Here is an 18,434-nt window from a genome sequence, read left to right on the forward strand (position 1 = left end):
AGTGAATGCCAACTTTTCGTTATCAAGGTCGTACTCTAGACGGCTCATCCACTAACGGCAAAATCGAGGCAGTGAACTCAGAAGCTGCAGCGGAAGCGTTGATGAACAAAGGGATCATCCCGCTCAATGTGCGGTTAGAGAAAGAGTCGGCAAAAAGCCAAATGAGCTTGTCTAAGCTATTTGTGCCAGCCATTCCATTGGAAGTGATCATTCTTTTCTCTCGCCAGTTGTTTAGCTTAACTAAAGCGGGCGTACCGTTGCTGCGTTCTATGCGTGGCCTGCTGCAAAATTGTGAAAACAAACAGCTCAAAGAGGCACTGGAAGATGTCGTTTCTGAACTGAGTAATGGCCGAGGTTTGTCTTCTGCGATGCAGCAACACAGCAAAGTATTCAGCCCACTGTTCGTTTCTATGATCAATGTAGGTGAGAATACGGGTCGACTCGATCAAGCACTATTGCAACTGGCGAATTACTACGAGCAGGAACTCGAGACTCGTAAACGCATCAAAGCGGCGATGCGTTATCCGACGTTTGTCATTATCTTTATCACTATCGCCATGTTTATATTGAATATCTTGGTGATCCCTGAGTTTGCATCGATGTTTACGCGCTTTGGTGTTGAGTTACCACTGCCGACGCGTATTTTGATCGCTACTTCTAATTTCTTTGTTAATTATTGGGTGTTGTTGATTGTGGCAATGATTGGCGCGTTTGCGGTTTTCAGAGCCTGGGTGGCGACGGCTGATGGTCGGGAAAAGTTCGATAAGTTTCGGCTTCGGCTTCCAATTGTGGGCGATATCGTTAATCGCGCGCAGCTTTCCCGTTTTGCCAGAACCTTCTCGTTGATGCTTAAGTCAGGCGTTCCACTTAACCAGTCTTTAGCTTTAGCCGGGGAAGCTCTGGGGAACCGCTTTTTAGAAAATCGAATTCTTGAGATGAAATCCGCGATTGAAGCGGGTAGCACCATCTCAGTGACTGCCATCAACAGTAAAATCTTTACCCCTTTGGTGATTCAGATGATTGCAGTAGGGGAAGAAACTGGTCGTATTGATGAGCTGCTGCTAGAAGTGTCGGATTTTTACGATAGAGAAGTTGATTACGATCTAAAAACACTAACCGCAAGAATAGAACCGCTACTTTTGGTGATTGTCGCCGGCATGGTCATGGTGCTGGCACTGGGTATCTTCCTGCCAATGTGGGGAATGCTAGACATCATCAAAGGCGGCTAATAGGTGGTTGAAAATCAAAGTCGAGCGACGCTAATCGTTTTTGGGGTAATTGCGACCATCATTGCTGTTGGCTTGGCGGTCAAATTACGTCCTGTTACCGAGCAGGCGCAAGTGACCGGAGCGAAGTTGGCGAGAGTTTGGATGCAAGATAGTGTTCAGCGTTATCGTCAAGCTTGGCTCGTAAAAGGCGAGCCAGAACATATGCTGATGGATGGTTTTAATCTCACCATGACTGAGGGCGGGCTAGTATCTCCCTTTACTCAACAAGGTGTTTTAGATTGTGGTTATTGGCTAGCAGTGCATTATCCACAACGTAAAATAATGACCAATAAGTTAATAGATATCAGTGGAGCCATCGAAACTGATCGTTATGTCTGTCACTATACTTATGAAAATGGTCAGTCGATTGTAGTTATTTCAATAGCTAATCAACTGAAAATAGACGTCGGAATGTCGGCGGAGTGAATTTTTTGACACCTAATCACTATAATTGGTATTGAAAGTCGGTATAATGCAATCATTACCATAAGTAAGAAGCTGTAATAGAGGGTAAACAATAATGTGTTTTTCTCATTGCAGCATGAACTGAATAATGGCGAATCGTCATTCTGCTCAAGCGGTAGATACAGTATCCACTTCACGGTCAGTTTTAGTGAACGTTGCTGCCCCAAACCGTTTTGACAATATCCAAAATGGTCGCGTGACCTAAACGAAACTTTGCAGTTGTACTGCATGCTTACATAGAGAGAGTAAACAATGAAAAGACAAGGTGGTTTCACCCTTATCGAATTGGTAGTGGTAATTGTAATCCTAGGTATTCTAGCGGTAACTGCAGCACCACGTTTCCTTAACCTGCAATCTGATGCTCGTCAGTCTTCATTACAAGGCTTGAAAGGAGCAATGACTGGAGCTTCTGGTATTGCGTATGGTAAGGCGGCTATAGAAGGAGTTGAAACTGAAAAATATAATTCTACCACTGATAAATACCCTACTCTCGACGACGGCACTGAAATTCATGTCGGATACCCTGCTCCAAATGCTGACGGGATTATCGCCTTGGTTGATGGCTTAGAAACTGGAACTGGTGGTGATTGGTCCGTGTATGTTGATGAGGCAAACAGCACAGTATTTGCTACTTTCCAAACAGGTGAAGCTTTAACAGCAGCTCCTTCTAAATGCTATGTTAGTTATGCTCTAGATAAGTCAGACGCTGATGCAGTTCCTGTTTATAAAGTAGACAAAAATTGTTAAGTCTAGTTATCGTACAGAGGCCAGCTAGTCTGGCCTTTACCTCTTTATTTTTATGAATCTCGGAATAGTACATATGCGTAAATCATCGGGTCTTAGTGCAATTGAGTTTGTCGTTGTGCTGATTATCTTAGGTGTGATCGGTTATGTGGTATTACCAAGATTTATCAGCTTTGAGCCAGAAACTTACGAAGCAAAGTGGGAGCAAACCAAGCAAACCGCTGAGCATGTTTCTGAAACGTTAAGCAATAAAGAAACTTACGATCGAATAGAAGAAGAGATTGGCCGTTCAAAAGGGCAAAATAACTAGATATTGGTTATTTGTTCGTCTGTTCACATTTCGAATCGAAAAATTATAAACCTATCATTAATCTCATAATTTCATCGTATACTTATTTCGCTTGTTCTAAGCCTAAGGTTGGGTTATGAAAATTCGCAGCTCTGCATTAGGGTTCACGTTAATGGAGTTAATCCTCGTGATTGTTCTCCTCTCTATCCTTTCACTTTTTGCAGCCAGCCGTTTTATGGGCTCTGGCAATTTCTCTGCATATGCATTACAAGAACGCGTGATCTCTGTTATTCGCCAAGTGCAGGTGAATCGTATGCAGTCGAATATTGATGGCTCGGATGACAATTTTCGTCTACAAGTTTCAAGCTCATGTATTGGCTCAGTGGCCGCCTGTGCGCTTGGAGATAGTCAGCGAGATTCTCGTAGCGATTTTGTCGCTGATGATTCTGCTCAGTTCTCCATTAAAGGCGATGTTGAAAGCCCCATTGACTTTAGCTTACTCGGAAATCCCCTGAATTCAGCAAGTAGCGGTGTATCTATACTCATCGAGAATAAGAATGGTGGCAGTCGTTGTGAGGTTGATATCAACAGCCAAGGCTATGTTTCAAAAGGATTGTGCTCATGAGAAAAGCTCGCGGCATGACCTTAATTGAAATGATCATCGCTATCGTATTGATGGGCATTGCGATGGTGGCATTCACCTCTTTTCTTGTTCCTCAGATTCGAGATTCAGCCAATCCCCATTATCAAACCCGTGCCTCAGCTTTAGCTCAAAGCTTTATGTCTCAGATATTGGCGCGAGGCTTCGATGAAAACAGCGACTTTGATGGTGGCACCGTTCGGTGTGGTGAGAATGGAGTGAGCTGCACTGACGTAAATAAATTAGGTGCGGATAAAAAACTAGACGGTTCCTTGGAAACAACGCCTAGTGATTTCAATGATGTCGATGACTATATCGGGTGTTGGAGCACATCTACAACGGCTTCTCAGTGTGATGGTATCCCTAGAGGGAATATCAGTGATGTACTTGGTGCGGACAGTACTGAGCAGTACAAAAACTTTAGATTAGAAATTAGCGTTGCCTATGATGATCTGACGGATAAAGCTCCCGATGAAATAACCGAATACAAAAAAGTAACATTAAGGATTTTTGCAGGGAACACGCAGCCCCTTACTTTAACAGCTCTTAAGGGGAACTACTGATGAAAGATCGTGGTTTCACTTTAATTGAGATGGTCGTTACGATAGTTATAGGTAGTATCATCATGTTGGGTATTGCCGGTTATATTAAACTAGGGATAAAAGGGTACGCAGACAGCATTGACCGCCAGCGAATACAAACAGAAGCACAGTTTGTGATCGAGAAAATGTCCCGTGAAATTCGCCATGCCGTGCCAAATAGTTTTCATGAGCCAGTTGGGACAAGCAATTGTTTGGAGTTTGTACCCATTGAATATTCTGGCTTTTATGTATTTACGGCGAACGATATTGAATTTTTAGTCGGTAATGATCCTGATCTTGAGTCCATTCCAGAGAAGAATCGCATGGTGATTAACCCTAGCCGCTATGCGGACCTTCAGTCATCTTCCCAAAGTATTGATATTAGTGGTTTAACCAAAGCGAAAGAAGCATTTGTCGTCAGTGGTGCTGCCAGTACGATAGGTGCGACATCGGTCTCGGGTCGTCATTACATATACCAACCCAGTTCTGAAGTCCGTTATTGCTTCGATAACGGTCAAGTACTTCGTAATAATGTCATTGTCACGGATAGTATTGATACATCAGCGAGTTACATGCGTTATGTTGAGCCAACTCTACAACGTGGTGGACTAGTACATATTAACTTAGAGTTTTTACAGGATGGGGAGCGTAGTGTGTATCAGCAAGACGTGCAGGTGCTCAATGTTCCGTAAACGAAATCAGCAAGGTAATGTTCTCATCGTGGTGCTTTTTGTCATTATTGTGATGGGTTATTTAGCCGCCTCTCTTATGAGAATAAGTTGGTCAAATCAAAGTGGACTAACCCGGGAGTTCTTAGGCACAAAAGCTTGGTTTGTTGCTCAATCTGCCAACGAATGGGCACTGACACAGTTGTACCCGCTTAACGATGATGACCCTGATATCGCAGATATTTGTTTGAATGAGGTCAGCGGTGCAACCCCTAATGTTATACAGAATACGGCATGTAGGATTAATAAGATGAGTTGTTTAAAGTTGGGGGTTCTGAATGAGGGAACCTCAGAGGCACAGTCTTTATTTAGAGTGCAAGCAACCGCCATTTGTGGTTCAGGGCTGTCTCAAGTGCAGCGTCAGCAAGAAGTTTGGGTTAGGGAGTAGAACAATGAACAAGATAGTCTTAATGTTTGCTTTGATAACTATGCCGTTTTTTTCTCATGCTGACGATTGGGATGAGACTGAGTCGTGTCGTGTAAAACTCAAAGATTCATTTGCTATTGAAGCTAAGTATTGCGATGACTGCGATACTGATGACATCAAATTTTATGTTCGAGGGAAAAAAGACAACACAATAGAACTTAAAGAGGATGTTATTTATCTAAAAAAAGAAGGTAATGTTAATGGCAATGGCAATGGCAATGGCAATGGCAATGTTAATGGCAATGGCAATAGTAAAAGTGTTTTATACCGTTTATGGTCTGCCAATGACGATGTCGATGGTATTTTTAATGAAGACGAAGACCATTTAGATGGGGATACAGTTTATACCATTCGTATTGAATTTAATGATATCGAAAAGAGCGGGAATAGTTATACCGTAAACTTGTCTTACTTTTTATATGATGGAACAACACTTCTTAAACCAGGAATCGAAAGTAGAGTTGAGTTTGATGATCTGTCGAACAGCTCTGATGTGTTTTTCGAACAAGATGAAGACTTATTCGATTTAAACTGTCAACCTTCTTCGAGACCAGAGCCCAATCCAGAACCAGAGTTTTCAGTACCTGACAATGTTTGTAAATCGTTTCCTGAGCCAATTCAAGGGTGGAAGCAGGCTGAGAGCGAACTCATCGTGACTAACTCGGCAGTGAGAGTGTTAGGCTGGTCCCCTGAGTACCTTGCGGATAGCCAAAATAGGTACACTCAAGAAACCAATGGCCAAAGTTGGCAAACACTAAGAATAGGTTTTGATTCTGGGGGGCAAGCTTGGCAACTTTATCAGAACTCAAATTCAAAGGTTTGTGACGATAATATGGGATGTTTACCGGACGATGCCGAGCCAGGAGGTGGTGACGGTCTTGTTGAAACACGCAAAGCGAACAAACCTACGCCTATAACAGAGTCTTTTAATTCCGGTCGCGATCTAGTGATTCGCATGCAAGACACTGATGCGAACTTCTATGAAAAAGTGTGCTCGTCAGGCTCTGATGCGTGTTCGTTCAGTGAGACTAATGGCAAGGTTGTTATTCGCCTGAAACGTGACCTGAAGAGCCTGGATATTAATGGCTATAATACAAATAAGACGGTAGAGCTGCAGTTGGATGGACAACGAACCATTGAAGAGTTTGTTTATGACTCTGGCTATGATCTATCCCTTTACTTCAGTGACAATGCCGAACTAACGGTAAAAACGTTTAGAAATAAAGGTTCAAACCCGAAACTTATTTTCGGCAGTAATGTGAAATTTAATGTTGTAGGCATAAATCAGCCTGTTGGCCCTGTTAACTCAGCAGATTTTAAATTAGAAGACGCGCATTTTGATTATCGCACTGTTAAAGACGAACTTATTTTGCCTGTTATTTATGGTCCTGAAGCGAGCTTCCATTTTAAAACGGATTCAGGACAGGTATTCAAAGGCTTTATTTTAGCTAAAAGCATCATGCTTGATACCAGTGAGTATATCTATGGTGCGGTTACGAGCCTTAGACTGGATATGCGTGAGTCAACAAAAATTGAAAAGCCTAAATATCCAGGATCATGTTGGCTTCCGCCTCAGCCTCAGCAATGTACACTATTGCCAGAAGAAAATTTCAATTCAGGCTCACTGTCAAACTGGTCGGTTATGGGCTTTAAAGACAGCGAGGGTAATGTTAGTGATTCCCCTGTCGTGTCTGACCAACGTTTCATTTTAAACTCAAATAAGCAATATCAGGCCACAGCCTCCGCGTACAATTATGTGTTCCCGTCAGATCAAAATTATTTAGAAGTCGAGTTTGATCACTATGCCTACGGCGGTAATGGTGCTGATGGGGTTGCATTAGTGATTTCTGACGCGAGTGTTCCTCCTAAAACGGGGGCGTTTGGCGGTCCGCTTGGTTACGGTATGAAGCTTAAGGATTATCCACATTCGGATGTGACTGAGGATACGGAAGGTTTCGCTGGTGGCTGGCTGGGGATTGGTATTGATGAGTATGGTAATTTCAGACGAGAAGGCGGTGAACAAGTCACACGAAATGCTGTTGCAGACAACGTAGTGGTGCGTGGTGCCGGTGCTCAAGACAGCCAAGGTAAATGGCTAAAAGGTTATCCGTTTATTAAAGAGAAAAAGTACACTGGCTTTTTGGATAACCGAAGAGATCAACGACATCGTTATAAAGTGGTTTTAAACTCTCGAGATTCTGGTTCTATTACCCTATCTGTGTGGAGAAAGGTGGGTGATAGTGAAGACTGGGGGGAGCCTGTTATTGAGGAGTTTGATTTATTAACGGAAGGTGGGTTTAACTATATCCCAGAAAATTTCCGCTTATCGGTAACGGCTTCAACGGGTTATGACACGAACACGCATGCGATTGATAACTTCCAAGTTTGTGCCGATAAATATCAGAAAATCACTAATGGTATTCACCACTTTGAGTTTGATTACTCTGGTTCCGGTAGTACTTGTCAGGCTTCTGATGTAACGCTTAGGGCGTGTATGAATGAAAGTTGTTCTGAACAGTATCCTAGTGATGCATATGATGAGGGTTCTTTAAAGCCACTATCCGTTACTCTACTTCCATCTGCAGGGAACAATGTTGCCAACTGGGTCGGTGGTACAAACATTCAGTTTAAAAATGAGACACAACTTAGTTTACAGGGCTCAAGAGCAGGAGAAGTGACTTTAGGTGTGGCTCAAAGCTCTGTGCCACAGTTTGGTTTTGATGGAGCACGTTGCCGTAAAAATGGTGGTCCATTATCAGTTGATAACTGTATTGTCACCTTTGCTCAAAGTGTTCTTGCTGTAAATGTTGCTGATGTTGTGGCTAGTCGAGAAACTGCTGCTGATAATTACCTATCATTTTGTTCAACTCGTACGGAAGAGCAAGGTGAGTCTCGTGGTGTTAATATGTCTATTGCATATGAAATAGCACCGGTCGATAGCTCTCAACCTGTCGTGATTTCTTACAAGAAAAAAGTGAAAGATCAGGCTGTGGAATGGAGTTCAGATGTCGAGCTAACCAAGGCTAATAAATACCTGCCTAATGTTTATTTTGATGATGAAGGCAAGGCATTCTTTAAGTTGAGATACGCTGAAGCTGGAAAGGTCAAACTTAAAGCCAGTGTTGAAGGCGTTGATGACTCGGATGGATTCGGCAGCTTCGTTAGTTTTCCTTCAAAACTGAAAGTAACTGCAAAGAGTGGTGATAAGAGCGGAGAGTGCACCAACAGTGAAAATGGCTGTTCTTCGGGGTTTGTTGCTGCTGGTGAAGTTTTTGAACTAACTATTTCTGCGCTGCAGGATGACGGTTCAGTTGCTGAGAACTATCAAGAGAAGACTATTACGGTTAGTAATAAAGTGAAGTACCCGTCTAATGGTTCATTAGCCAAACTTCTGAATGAGAGATTACCAGAATCAAGTAAATGGTCTGGCGGTAATGTGAAGTTTGACCAATCGGTTTCAGAAGTCGGTGTTTTCGAGCTTATTGCTGAGGCACCAGTTGCTAAAGATGAAAATGGCGATGATATTGGGACATCTCTGTATCTTGGCAGCAAAGCTTTTAAAATTGCAGATGGCAAGTCAACAATTGGTCGCTTCTATCCTGATTATTTTAAAGTAACAGGAACCGAGTGGACTTATCCTGATAATCAGAATGACTCTGTTTATATGGGGCAAAACTTTGCGTCAGTTAAGTTTGAAGTCACCGCATATAACGCTGATGGGTATGCTACGCAGAACTATGGTAGTTTTGCCGATTCTTTGAAAGCAGACTTGCATTTAGCTGGAAGCTTTTCTGACCGACTGAGTATCTTGGACTCTGATCTAACGAGTAAAAACTGGTCTGGTGCGATTTGGAGTAAAACCTGGGTTAATTCTGTTGATTGGAGCAAAGCTGCTAATTTAGATGGTCCATTTAACTCCAAAGTATCAACAGATAGTTCTACTGAGTCATCAATTGCGTTGTCTCTTAATAAGACAGCGAGTACGAAGACAGCACATATTGACCCAACTCTATTTCTGACAGAAGGTAATGATGGCAAACAATCTCGTACCGTAGAGCAACAACTGTTATCTCAACCTGATGTTAGGTATGGGCGTATGGTTTTAGATGATATTGGCGGAAGACAAGGGGATACACTCAGCATTCCTCTTAAAGTTGAGTACTGGAATAAGAACCGATTTGTTGTCAATTCTAAGGACAACCGAACGGCCGTTTCTGCTGTAGAACAAGGCGATGATAAACTGATTTGGAGCAGTCCAGATGGTGTTACTGCCTGTGATATCAATATTCAAGTTCTTGATTCAGCAGACATTGAAACATCCAGTGCTAAAGTTACCGGGGGCATATTACCAAATGCAAATAGAGAGCGTTTAACCGCTGTACAAGGTTGTGATAATGAAGTTCGTCAGCAAACGCGCGTTTGGTTAGATCTTGATGATTCAAAAAATGGCTTACCTTGGCTCAAATACGACTGGGACAATGATGGCTCCGAAGAAAACCCATCATCCGTAGTAACCTTCGGTATTCATCGTGGTAATGACCGTGTGATTTACCGTGGTGAGCCTGGGTTAACCGGACAGTAACAACTTAGGTTTTTGGCCTTAAGTTAGGAAACTGCAAGAAATTGAGGCTTTCTGCTCATGTTTGTGTACCAATACCTTGCTGTGACAGCGAGGCATTGGTACATTTAGAGCAATTTTTGTCTTCTATATTTTTGCAGGATGAGCGAAGAGTATGTTTAAGAAACTTCGTGGCATGTTTTCTAACGATCTATCTATCGATTTAGGTACAGCCAACACTCTAATTTACGTAAAAGGGCAAGGTATTGTCCTTGATGAACCTTCTGTAGTTGCTATTCGTCAAGATCGTGTAGGTTCTGCAAAAAGCGTTGCTGCAGTCGGTCACGCAGCAAAACAGATGCTTGGTCGTACACCTGGCAACATTTCCGCTATCCGCCCAATGAAAGACGGCGTAATCGCTGATTTCTACGTAACCGAAAAAATGCTTCAGCACTTTATCAAACAAGTGCATGACAACAGCATCCTAAAGCCAAGCCCACGTGTTCTTGTTTGTGTTCCTTGTGGTTCTACCCAAGTTGAGCGTCGCGCAATTCGTGAATCAGCTCTCGGTGCTGGCGCGCGTGAAGTTTACCTAATCGACGAGCCAATGGCGGCAGCAATCGGTGCTGGCCTGCGCGTGTCTGAGCCGACTGGTTCAATGGTGGTTGATATCGGTGGTGGTACAACTGAAGTTGCTGTTATCTCTCTAAACGGTGTGGTTTACTCATCGTCTGTACGTATCGGTGGTGACCGCTTTGATGAAGCGGTAATTAACTACGTACGTCGTAACTACGGCAGCTTGATTGGTGAAGCCACGGCTGAAAAGATCAAACACGAAATCGGTTCTGCTTACCCTGGCGATGAAGTTCAAGAGATTGAAGTTCGCGGTCGTAACCTTGCAGAGGGTGTACCACGCAGCTTTAGCTTGAACTCAAACGAGATCTTAGAAGCGCTTCAAGAGCCGCTATCTGGCATCGTCTCAGCAGTCATGGTTGCACTAGAGCAGTGTCCACCAGAGCTTGCTTCAGACATTTCTGAAAACGGCATGGTTCTGACTGGTGGTGGCGCGCTACTGAAAGATCTCGATCGTCTATTAATGGAAGAAACCGGTATCCCTGTGGTTATCGCGGAAGATCCACTAACGTGTGTTGCGCGTGGTGGCGGTAAAGCACTAGAAATGATCGACATGCACGGTGGCGATCTGTTCTCTGAAGAATAAAGGTTTAGGTGAAGCTCATGTCGGGCTTCACCTTCATTTCTGCTCTCTCTGTAATTCAAACATGCTCCATACCTAAAAGTATTTATTTAAGTATTTTTAGGTTGCCAAGTAAGGCTCAATAATCATGGAAGCAATCAGGTCAAAAACAAGATGAAACCGATTTTTGGCAGAGGTCCGTCTCTGCAATTACGTCTGTTTTTTGCTGTCATCGTGTCGGCGAGCTTAATGCTGGCTGATAGTCGTCTAGATACGTTTTCCAACGTCCGATACTTATTGAACAGTATGGTTGCGCCCATTCAATACGCAGCCAATTTGCCTCGCAGCATGTTCGATGGCGTATTTGAACGTTTTAATACTCGTCAGGCATTAGTTGAAGGCAATCGCAACTTAAAGCGAGAAGTGCTACGCCTGAAAAGCGAGCTGATCTTGCTCGATCAATATAAAGAAGAAAACCAACGTCTACGCAAATTGTTAGGCTCTTCATTTGTCCGGGATGAAAAGAAAGTCGTAACTGAAGTGATGGCGGTTGATACCTCACCTTATCGTCATCAAGTGGTGATTGATAAAGGACAAATAGACGGTGTATACGTCGGACAGCCAGTGATCAACGAAAAAGGCATTGTTGGTCAGGTCACGTTTGTCGCAGCGCACAACGCACGTGTTCTGTTGCTAACGGATGCGAAAAATGCGATTCCTGTCCAGGTGATCCGTAACGATATTCGAGTGATCGCGTCGGGCAATGGTGAAATGGATGAAATCCAACTGGAGCACATTCCAACCAGTACTGATATTCAGGTTGGCGATCTATTGGTGACATCCGGCCTAGGTGGGATTTACCCAGAAGGGTACCCAGTCGCGACGGTTACCAATGTGGATCACGATACGCGCCAAGAGTTTGCGTCAATCAAGGCTGAGCCAGTTGTAGAGTTTGATCGCTTACGTTACCTACTGCTGATTTGGCCGAATGAAGATCGTCAACACAAAGTGCTGCGATCCAATGTGGATGAAGGGCTAGAGCAAGAAGAACAAGAGGTAACTGATGGCCAATAATGTAGTGAGCAGCCGAATGGTGATTGGTGTCAGTTTCTTCGTTGCGCTGGTATTGCAAACCATTCCGTGGCCAGGTGTGTTAGATGTTTTACGTCCATCATGGTTGTTCCTTGTCACGTGTTATTGGGTGTTGGCACTGCCGCACCGAGTGAACGTTGGAACCGCGCTAGTGCTGGGTTTATTATGGGATATCTTGATCGGCTCAACGCTTGGAATTCGCGGCATGATGATGTCGATTGTCATCTATCTGGTGGCGTTGAATTTCCTGTTGATTCGTAACATGGCATTGTGGCAACAGTCGATTTTAATTGCCTTTTTTACTGCGTTATTGGAAGTTTTGATATTCTGTGGGGAATATTTGAACCAGGACGTAGTATTTAATCCATTATCTCTGTGGACGGCAGCAATAAACTGTATACTTTGGCCATGGATGTTTTTATTAATGCGACGAGTTCGTCGTGCATGGCACGTAAGGTAAAGCGGTGAAGAAAAGCTTATCTCTCGTTCTCGCTTCGGGTTCTCCGAGAAGAAAAGAGCTGCTTGCTCAACTAGGTTATGATTTTGAGATCGTATTGCCTGATATTGAGGAAGCTAAACAGGCTCATGAGCAGGCACGAGAGTACGTGCTGCGTCTTTCTTTGGAAAAAGCTCAGGCAGGCTTAGCATTAGCTAAGCCTGATTCCGTTGTATTGGGCTCTGATACGGTCGTAGTATGCGATGAACGTGTGCTAGAAAAACCCAAAAGTTTTGAAGATTCAAAGCGTATGCTTACTGACTTATCCGGTCGTCGTCATCAAGTGATGACTGCGGTGAGCGTCGTATCATCGGAACAACAACATTCAGTGGTCGTCACCACTGACGTGTGGTTCAAACAACTGACTCACGAAGAAATCGAACAATATTGGCAGTCAGGAGAGCCATGCGATAAAGCTGGAAGTTATGGTATTCAGGGACTCGGAGGGCGATTTGTCACCCGAATCGAAGGCAGTTATCACGCTGTAGTAGGCTTACCTTTGTTCGAAACCGATCAGCTAATTCAAGAATTTTTATAATTGTTTTGAGGTGTGCACATGAGTGCAGAATTGCTGCTTAACGTGACCCCGAGTGAAACTCGTGTGGCCATGATTGAAGGTGGAGTACTACAAGAAATACATATCGAGCGCGAATCGCGTCGCGGCATTGTGGGCAATATATACAAAGGCAAAGTCAGCCGAGTACTGCCAGGTATGCAAGCGGCTTTCGTCGATATCGGTTTAGATAAAGCGGCGTTTTTACATGCGTCAGATATTGTCCCGCATACCGAATGTGTGGCAGAGAACGAAAAACAGCAGTTTCAAGTCCGTGATATCTCTGAGCTGGTACGTCAGGGACAAGACATTGTTGTACAAGTGGTCAAAGATCCGCTCGGCACGAAAGGCGCGCGTTTAACGACGGATATCACCTTACCTTCACGTTATCTTGTCTTTATGCCGGGGGCCAGCCATGTTGGTGTCTCGCAGCGTATTGAGAGTGAGAAAGAGCGCGAGCGTCTGAAAAAAGTGGTGAACCATTACTGTGATGAGCACGGTGGTTTTATCATTCGTACCGCAGCGGAAGGCGCAGATGAAAAAGAGCTTTCTCAAGACGCGGCATTTCTTAAGCGCTTGTGGCTAAAAGTCATGGAGCGTCGTTCAAAATACAAAACGCGTTCAACGCTTTACGGTGAACTTGGTTTAGCCCAGCGCATTCTACGTGATTTTGTCGGCACAGAGCTCGATAAAATCATGGTCGACTCCCGCCTCGAATATGAAAACCTGAAAGAATTCACTTCTGAGTATGTACCTGAGCTAACAGACAAGCTTGAGCTTTACGAAGGTGACAAGCCAATCTTTGACATGTACGACACCGAGAATGAAATTCAGCGTTCTTTAGAGCGCAAGGTGGAGCTAAAGTCGGGTGGCTATTTGATCATTGATCAAACTGAAGCTATGACAACTATCGACATCAACACTGGTGCATTTGTTGGTCGTCGTAATCTCGAAGAGACTATCTTTAATACCAACATTGAGGCAACGCAAGCTATTGCTCGTCAGCTGCGTTTGCGCAATCTCGGCGGCATCATCATTATCGACTTTATCGATATGGCGTCTGAAGAGCACCGTCAGCGAGTGCTCACCTCATTGGAAACCGCACTGGCTAAAGACCGAGTAAAAACCAACATCAACGGCTTTACTCAGCTCGGCTTAGTCGAGATGACGCGTAAGCGCACACGAGAAAGTATTGAACATATCTTGTGTTCTGGCTGTCCTACTTGTGAGGGCCGTGGTAGCGTGAAAACGGTTGAAACTGTGTGCTTTGAGATATTACGCGAGATTACTCGTGTAAACCGTGCTTACGACGCCGATAATTTTGTTGTGTACGCATCGCCGTTTGTTGCTGAAGCGCTGTTGGGTGATGAGTCTCATGCATTGGCTGAGCTCGAAGTATTTATTGGCAAGCAAGTGCGAGTTCAGGCTGAGCCCCTGTACATTCAGGAACAGTTTGACGTCGTAATGATGTAATTTGGAACATTTGTGAATTCTGGTGTTAACCGTTTTGGGCGTTTTTGTGCGTGGAGTTTAGTTACTGTACTGGTGTTATTGGCCATATTAGTAACCACACTGCGCGTCACATTGCCACAACTTAACCACTTCCAAGATGAGATCAAAACCTGGGTCAAGCAGGACACAGGTTTTGACTTTTCTATCGCCAACGTCGCAGGGACGTGGCGCAATAATCACCCCTCGATCGCGCTACTCGGTTTAGAAGCGAATCTGCCGAATATTCAGGATGCACGCTTTGCCGTTGAAGAAATCCAAATTGAATTCGATCTCATTCAATCTCTTTTGCAACTCAAACCGGTGGTTGCTGACCTCACCATCCATAACCTCGCTCTGGATATTCACACCGTAGACATTCTGCCGACCTCTAGTCGTCAAGAGCAGGAACCGAGTGTGGACAAGAGCGAAGTGAAGCTCATCGACCAACTCGACTCACTTCTTTTACGTCAGTTTGAAGACTTCACCATTACCGACTCACGGATTTGGTATAAATCGGTATCTGGTGAGACTCGCCGTTTAGATATCGAGCAGCTCCGTTGGAGCAACCAAGGCAAGCACCACTTAGCAGAAGGCACCGTGAACATTGCCGATGTTCGTCTGAATTCACTGTTAGTGAGCGCTAACTTTAAAGACCATGGTTCGCTGCGTGATGTGTCTGGTGAGTTTTACGTAAGTGCCCAAGATGTCTCAGTGACGCCTTGGTTAACCACTTACATGCAAGAAGAGTCGGGTGCTGAGTCGGGTAAGGTCAGCTTAAACACTTGGCTGACGCTGAAACACAGCCAACCGAATGATGCGTATGTTGAACTGTTGCCTTCTGAGCTGGTGTGGAATGAAAACGGTCGTCATGAGCTGTTTATCGAGTCAGGTATTTTCAATCTTCGACCAGATAAACAAGGTTGGAAAGTAAACGGTCACTCACTTCGGATCCGAACCGACAACACCCCTTGGCCGGAGCTAGACGCAGCGTTTGATTGGCAACCGAATGGTTGGACGCTCAACCTTTCTCAACTCGATATCGAAGCACTTATTCCGCTCATCAAATTGGCTCCAGAGTCAGAATCGACCAGTGACCTTATCAACAAATTGGCACCGAAAGGCCGAGTTGAAGATGTTCGCTTGTCCATGAACGGTGGTTTAGACACGTTACGCTACTCCGCGGAACTGGATGAACTTGCGATGACGCAATGGGAACTGCTACCAGGATTCCATCATGTACAGGGCAGTGTATCTGGTGATTTAGATCAGGCAAAAGCGAAAGTAACCGTCATTGATGATGTATTTCCGTACGGTGATGTATTTCAAGCTCCGCTGAATATCAAACAAGGTGAAGTCGATATTATCTGGCAACAAGATGAGAGTGGCTGGCGCTTGTGGTCTGATAAAGTGACGGCAGCGACACCGGATCTTCAAGTACTAGGAGCATTCCGTCTTGATTTTCCAAAAGAACAAAGCCCATTTTTATCGTTTTATGCTGAAGCAGATCTCTATAACGCAGGTGAAACATGGCGTTACCTGCCGACTCTGGCACTTGGACAAGACTTAACGGATTACCTATCGACTGCGATTCAAGGCGGTAAAGTGAATACGGCTAAGCTGCTGTGGTATGGCGAGTTAGGGGATTTTCCTTACAAAGATCATAATGGCATGTTTCAGGCGTGGGTCGGTTTAAAAGACGCGAAATTTAGCTTTGATACGGCGTGGCCAACCATCACTGATCTGCAGCTGGACTTGCTGTTTGAAAATGATGCCATGTATTTGGATTCAAAGTCCGCCACGCTAAATGGTGTTCATGCCAAGCGTATTACTGGGCGAATCCCTGAGTTGGCGGAGGGTGGACACATTGAGATTGAAGCCAAAGCGAGCGCGCCGGGTAATGAAGTTCGTGACTACATGATGGCGACGCCATTGGTGGACTCGGTCGGGGCAGCGTTGACGGCGCTGCAAGTGAGTGGTCCGGTTTACTCTGAGTTCCAGCTCAACATTCCGTTTGATTTTGAAAAAGAGTCCCGTGCTTGGGGTTATGCCGATTTAACAGAAAACCGTGTCGATATTGAAGCGCCGCCAATGACGCTGGAGAAAGCCACAGGGCGTATCCACTTCGATAATGATGTGGTCACCACATCGGGTTTGTCTGCAGAGTTGCTTACCCAGCCTATCTCCCTCGATTTTCGTGGTGAGAGTGCGGAACAGGGCTACAATGTGACGATTAATACATTAGGGGATTGGGACGTTGAGCCTCTCAAACCTTATGTTGGTGAGCGTTGGTTAAAGCTTGTTTCTGGGCATGCGCCGTGGCAAATGGACATTGACTTACAACTTAATGATGTAGGCTTCACCTATCAACTTGATGTGTTGGCGCAGCTAAATCGTTTAGCGAGTCAATATCCCTATCCGCTAGCGAAACAAGTTGGCGAGTCCGGGCAAGCAAAACTACAGGCATCCGGCAACCAAGAAAGTATTTCAGCAAGACTACAGATACCAAATGCTAAGTATCAAACCGAGATAGATATAACTGGCGACGTACCTGTTCTGACGGCGACTCATTTAATGGTCGGCAAAGGTGGTTTCAGGATCAGCCCTATTGTCGGACACGATGCATCAGTGCGTGTCGCTGAGCTTAATTTAGACCAGTGGGCAGAGCTGGTTCAGGGCTCGGAAGGTAAGCAATCCTCATCTGTTCTGGCAAGCATGAAGACGCCGAGTATTCCATTGCCGACACGGATTGATGTTGAAACGCCAAACTTGCAGCTTGGTGGGATTGAGTTTCATGATGTGGACTTCTCCGCAAGCAAAAAGAATTTGAGCTGGCAACTCGATGTGGACAGTCAAGAGGTTAAAGGTAAGGCTAACTATCTGAAACCGTATGACTTATCGGTCTCTTTGGAGCACTTGCACCTGTATATTCCAGGGTTTGAAGAGATGACCAAAGAGCGTAGCTCGCTCTTTGCCAGTGAGGATCAAAACGCACCTTTGATTACCAATTTTGACCGCCAGTTTCACGCTGAGATGCCAAACTTAACTTTGAATATCGATGATTTCTGGTTGCAAGGTTACAAAGTGGGGAAGGTGAATGTTGATTTACAGCGTCGCGAGAACCGTTTGGAGTGGAAAAATATCACCTTTAGCAGCGGCAAAAACCGTATTGATATGAGCGGTTGGTGGGACCTGACAAAAGAGAATAGCCATTCCAACTTAACCATGAAAATGAAAGGTGATAACAACACTGACCTTATGGAGCGCTTTGGTATCACATCAGGTATTCAGCAGGCACCATTTGAGATCAACGCCAATATGGAATGGGACGGCGCGCCTTGGTCGATGAAGACACAAACCTTGCAAGGGAATGTCTCAACGGAATTTGGTAAAGGTGTGATCAGTGAAGTCAGTGGTGCGGCACGCTTGTTAGGCTTGTTCAGTTTGGATTCTATCATCCGTAAGATGCAGCTCGACTTTACCGACGTATTCGACAAAGGCATGGCGTTTAACTCGATCACAGGCACGGGCAAAATCCAAGATGGCGTATTTATCACCAACGATATCGTGATGGATGCGTTAGCAGGGGAAATGCAGATCCGCGGCATCGCCAATATGAACAGCAGAATGGTCGATGCGGAAGTGAAGTTCACCCCAGACATCACATCAGGCCTACCAATGCTGACCGCGTTTGCAGTAGCGCCACAAACCGCGTTGTATGTTTTAGCCATCTCAACAGTGATTTCTCCGGTGGTTGAGGTCTTCACTCAAGTCAATTATGAAGTGAAAGGCCCACTAGATTCACCAACGGTAAAAGAAATTTCGCGAAGTAAAGGTGAATACAAACTGCCAGAAAAGCTGCGTGAACAAGCCAAATAACTCACCGACTAAAATGGAATAAGGAGGAAAC

At 44.6% G+C, this 18,434-nt stretch carries 15 protein-coding genes; all 15 read left to right on the forward strand.

Going from position 1 to position 18,434, the window contains the following annotated elements; all coding sequences use genetic code 11:
* Positions 1-5 precede the first annotated feature (5 nt).
* The 15 genes from OO778_RS01955 (at position 6) to OO778_RS02025 (ending at position 18,403) form a co-directional block, all read left to right on the forward strand.
* Complete coding sequence (locus OO778_RS01955) at positions 6-1,229, forward strand: type II secretion system F family protein (RefSeq protein WP_048626840.1); 1,224 nt, start codon at positions 6-8, stop codon at positions 1,227-1,229.
* Between the two features lie 3 nt (positions 1,230-1,232).
* Positions 1,233-1,694, forward strand: coding sequence for an MSHA biogenesis protein MshF (locus OO778_RS01960; protein WP_264910644.1), 462 nt, complete (start codon positions 1,233-1,235; stop codon positions 1,692-1,694).
* Between the two features lie 291 nt (positions 1,695-1,985).
* Positions 1,986-2,480, forward strand: a complete 495-nt coding sequence (locus OO778_RS01965) for a type II secretion system protein (RefSeq protein WP_264910645.1) — start codon at positions 1,986-1,988, stop codon at positions 2,478-2,480.
* A gap of 73 nt (positions 2,481-2,553) precedes the next feature.
* On the forward strand, positions 2,554-2,787 hold the full coding sequence (locus tag OO778_RS01970) for an MSHA biogenesis protein MshA (protein ID WP_005388453.1): 234 nt from the start codon (positions 2,554-2,556) through the stop codon (positions 2,785-2,787).
* 115 nt (positions 2,788-2,902) lie between these two features.
* Positions 2,903-3,391, forward strand: coding sequence for a type II secretion system protein (locus OO778_RS01975; protein WP_264910646.1), 489 nt, complete (start codon positions 2,903-2,905; stop codon positions 3,389-3,391).
* Positions 3,388-3,969: a type II secretion system protein gene (locus OO778_RS01980; protein WP_264910647.1), complete on the forward strand. Its 582-nt coding sequence runs from the start codon at positions 3,388-3,390 to the stop codon at positions 3,967-3,969. Before OO778_RS01975 ends, OO778_RS01980 begins: the two co-directional genes overlap by 4 nt.
* Positions 3,969-4,679, forward strand: coding sequence for a prepilin-type N-terminal cleavage/methylation domain-containing protein (locus tag OO778_RS01985; RefSeq protein WP_264910648.1), 711 nt, complete (start codon positions 3,969-3,971; stop codon positions 4,677-4,679). Before OO778_RS01980 ends, OO778_RS01985 begins: the two co-directional genes overlap by 1 nt.
* On the forward strand, positions 4,669-5,103 hold the full coding sequence (locus OO778_RS01990; RefSeq protein ID WP_213871926.1) for an MSHA biogenesis protein MshP: 435 nt from the start codon (positions 4,669-4,671) through the stop codon (positions 5,101-5,103). Before OO778_RS01985 ends, OO778_RS01990 begins: the two co-directional genes overlap by 11 nt.
* Before the next feature lie 4 nt (positions 5,104-5,107).
* Positions 5,108-9,724, forward strand: a complete 4,617-nt coding sequence (locus OO778_RS01995) for a DUF6701 domain-containing protein (RefSeq protein ID WP_264910649.1) — start codon at positions 5,108-5,110, stop codon at positions 9,722-9,724.
* A 151-nt stretch (positions 9,725-9,875) separates the two neighbouring features.
* Entirely contained in the window at positions 9,876-10,919 is a 1,044-nt protein-coding gene (locus OO778_RS02000) for a rod shape-determining protein (RefSeq protein WP_005381144.1), read from the forward strand.
* 150 nt (positions 10,920-11,069) lie between these two features.
* Positions 11,070-11,969 carry a rod shape-determining protein MreC gene (gene mreC / locus OO778_RS02005; protein WP_005396268.1) on the forward strand — a complete coding sequence of 300 codons (900 nt, stop codon included), beginning with the start codon at positions 11,070-11,072 and terminating at the stop codon, positions 11,967-11,969.
* Positions 11,959-12,447: a rod shape-determining protein MreD gene (gene mreD, locus OO778_RS02010; protein WP_012841380.1), complete on the forward strand. Its 489-nt coding sequence runs from the start codon at positions 11,959-11,961 to the stop codon at positions 12,445-12,447. Before mreC ends, mreD begins: the two co-directional genes overlap by 11 nt.
* Positions 12,448-12,451: 4 nt before the next feature.
* Complete coding sequence (locus OO778_RS02015) at positions 12,452-13,021, forward strand: Maf family protein (RefSeq protein WP_104974768.1); 570 nt, start codon at positions 12,452-12,454, stop codon at positions 13,019-13,021.
* A gap of 18 nt (positions 13,022-13,039) precedes the next feature.
* Entirely contained in the window at positions 13,040-14,509 is a 1,470-nt protein-coding gene (rng, locus tag OO778_RS02020) for a ribonuclease G (RefSeq protein ID WP_005381138.1), read from the forward strand.
* A gap of 12 nt (positions 14,510-14,521) precedes the next feature.
* Positions 14,522-18,403, forward strand: coding sequence for a YhdP family protein (locus tag OO778_RS02025; RefSeq protein WP_243328134.1), 3,882 nt, complete (start codon positions 14,522-14,524; stop codon positions 18,401-18,403).
* Positions 18,404-18,434 lie beyond the last annotated feature (31 nt).

It is taken from the genome of Vibrio sp. STUT-A16 (assembly GCF_026000495.1).
Lineage (GTDB): Bacteria > Pseudomonadota > Gammaproteobacteria > Enterobacterales > Vibrionaceae > Vibrio > Vibrio diabolicus.

Excerpts from the sequence above, each read along its gene's own strand:
- mreC (WP_005396268.1), top strand. The coding sequence starts at position 11,070 with ATGAAACCGATTTTTGGCAGAGGTCCGTCTCTGCAATTACGTCTGTTT.
- mreD (WP_012841380.1), top strand. The coding sequence starts at position 11,959 with ATGGCCAATAATGTAGTGAGCAGCCGAATGGTGATTGGTGTCAGTTTC.
- OO778_RS01985 (WP_264910648.1), top strand. The coding sequence starts at position 3,969 with ATGAAAGATCGTGGTTTCACTTTAATTGAGATGGTCGTTACGATAGTT.
- OO778_RS02000 (WP_005381144.1), top strand. The coding sequence starts at position 9,876 with ATGTTTAAGAAACTTCGTGGCATGTTTTCTAACGATCTATCTATCGAT.
- OO778_RS01975 (WP_264910646.1), top strand. The coding sequence starts at position 2,903 with ATGAAAATTCGCAGCTCTGCATTAGGGTTCACGTTAATGGAGTTAATC.
- OO778_RS01995 (WP_264910649.1), top strand. The coding sequence starts at position 5,108 with ATGAACAAGATAGTCTTAATGTTTGCTTTGATAACTATGCCGTTTTTT.
- OO778_RS01970 (WP_005388453.1), top strand. The coding sequence starts at position 2,554 with ATGCGTAAATCATCGGGTCTTAGTGCAATTGAGTTTGTCGTTGTGCTG.
- OO778_RS01990 (WP_213871926.1), top strand. The coding sequence starts at position 4,669 with ATGTTCCGTAAACGAAATCAGCAAGGTAATGTTCTCATCGTGGTGCTT.
- OO778_RS01980 (WP_264910647.1), top strand. The coding sequence starts at position 3,388 with ATGAGAAAAGCTCGCGGCATGACCTTAATTGAAATGATCATCGCTATC.
- OO778_RS01955 (WP_048626840.1), top strand. The coding sequence starts at position 6 with ATGCCAACTTTTCGTTATCAAGGTCGTACTCTAGACGGCTCATCCACT.
- OO778_RS01965 (WP_264910645.1), top strand. The coding sequence starts at position 1,986 with ATGAAAAGACAAGGTGGTTTCACCCTTATCGAATTGGTAGTGGTAATT.
- rng (WP_005381138.1), top strand. The coding sequence starts at position 13,040 with ATGAGTGCAGAATTGCTGCTTAACGTGACCCCGAGTGAAACTCGTGTG.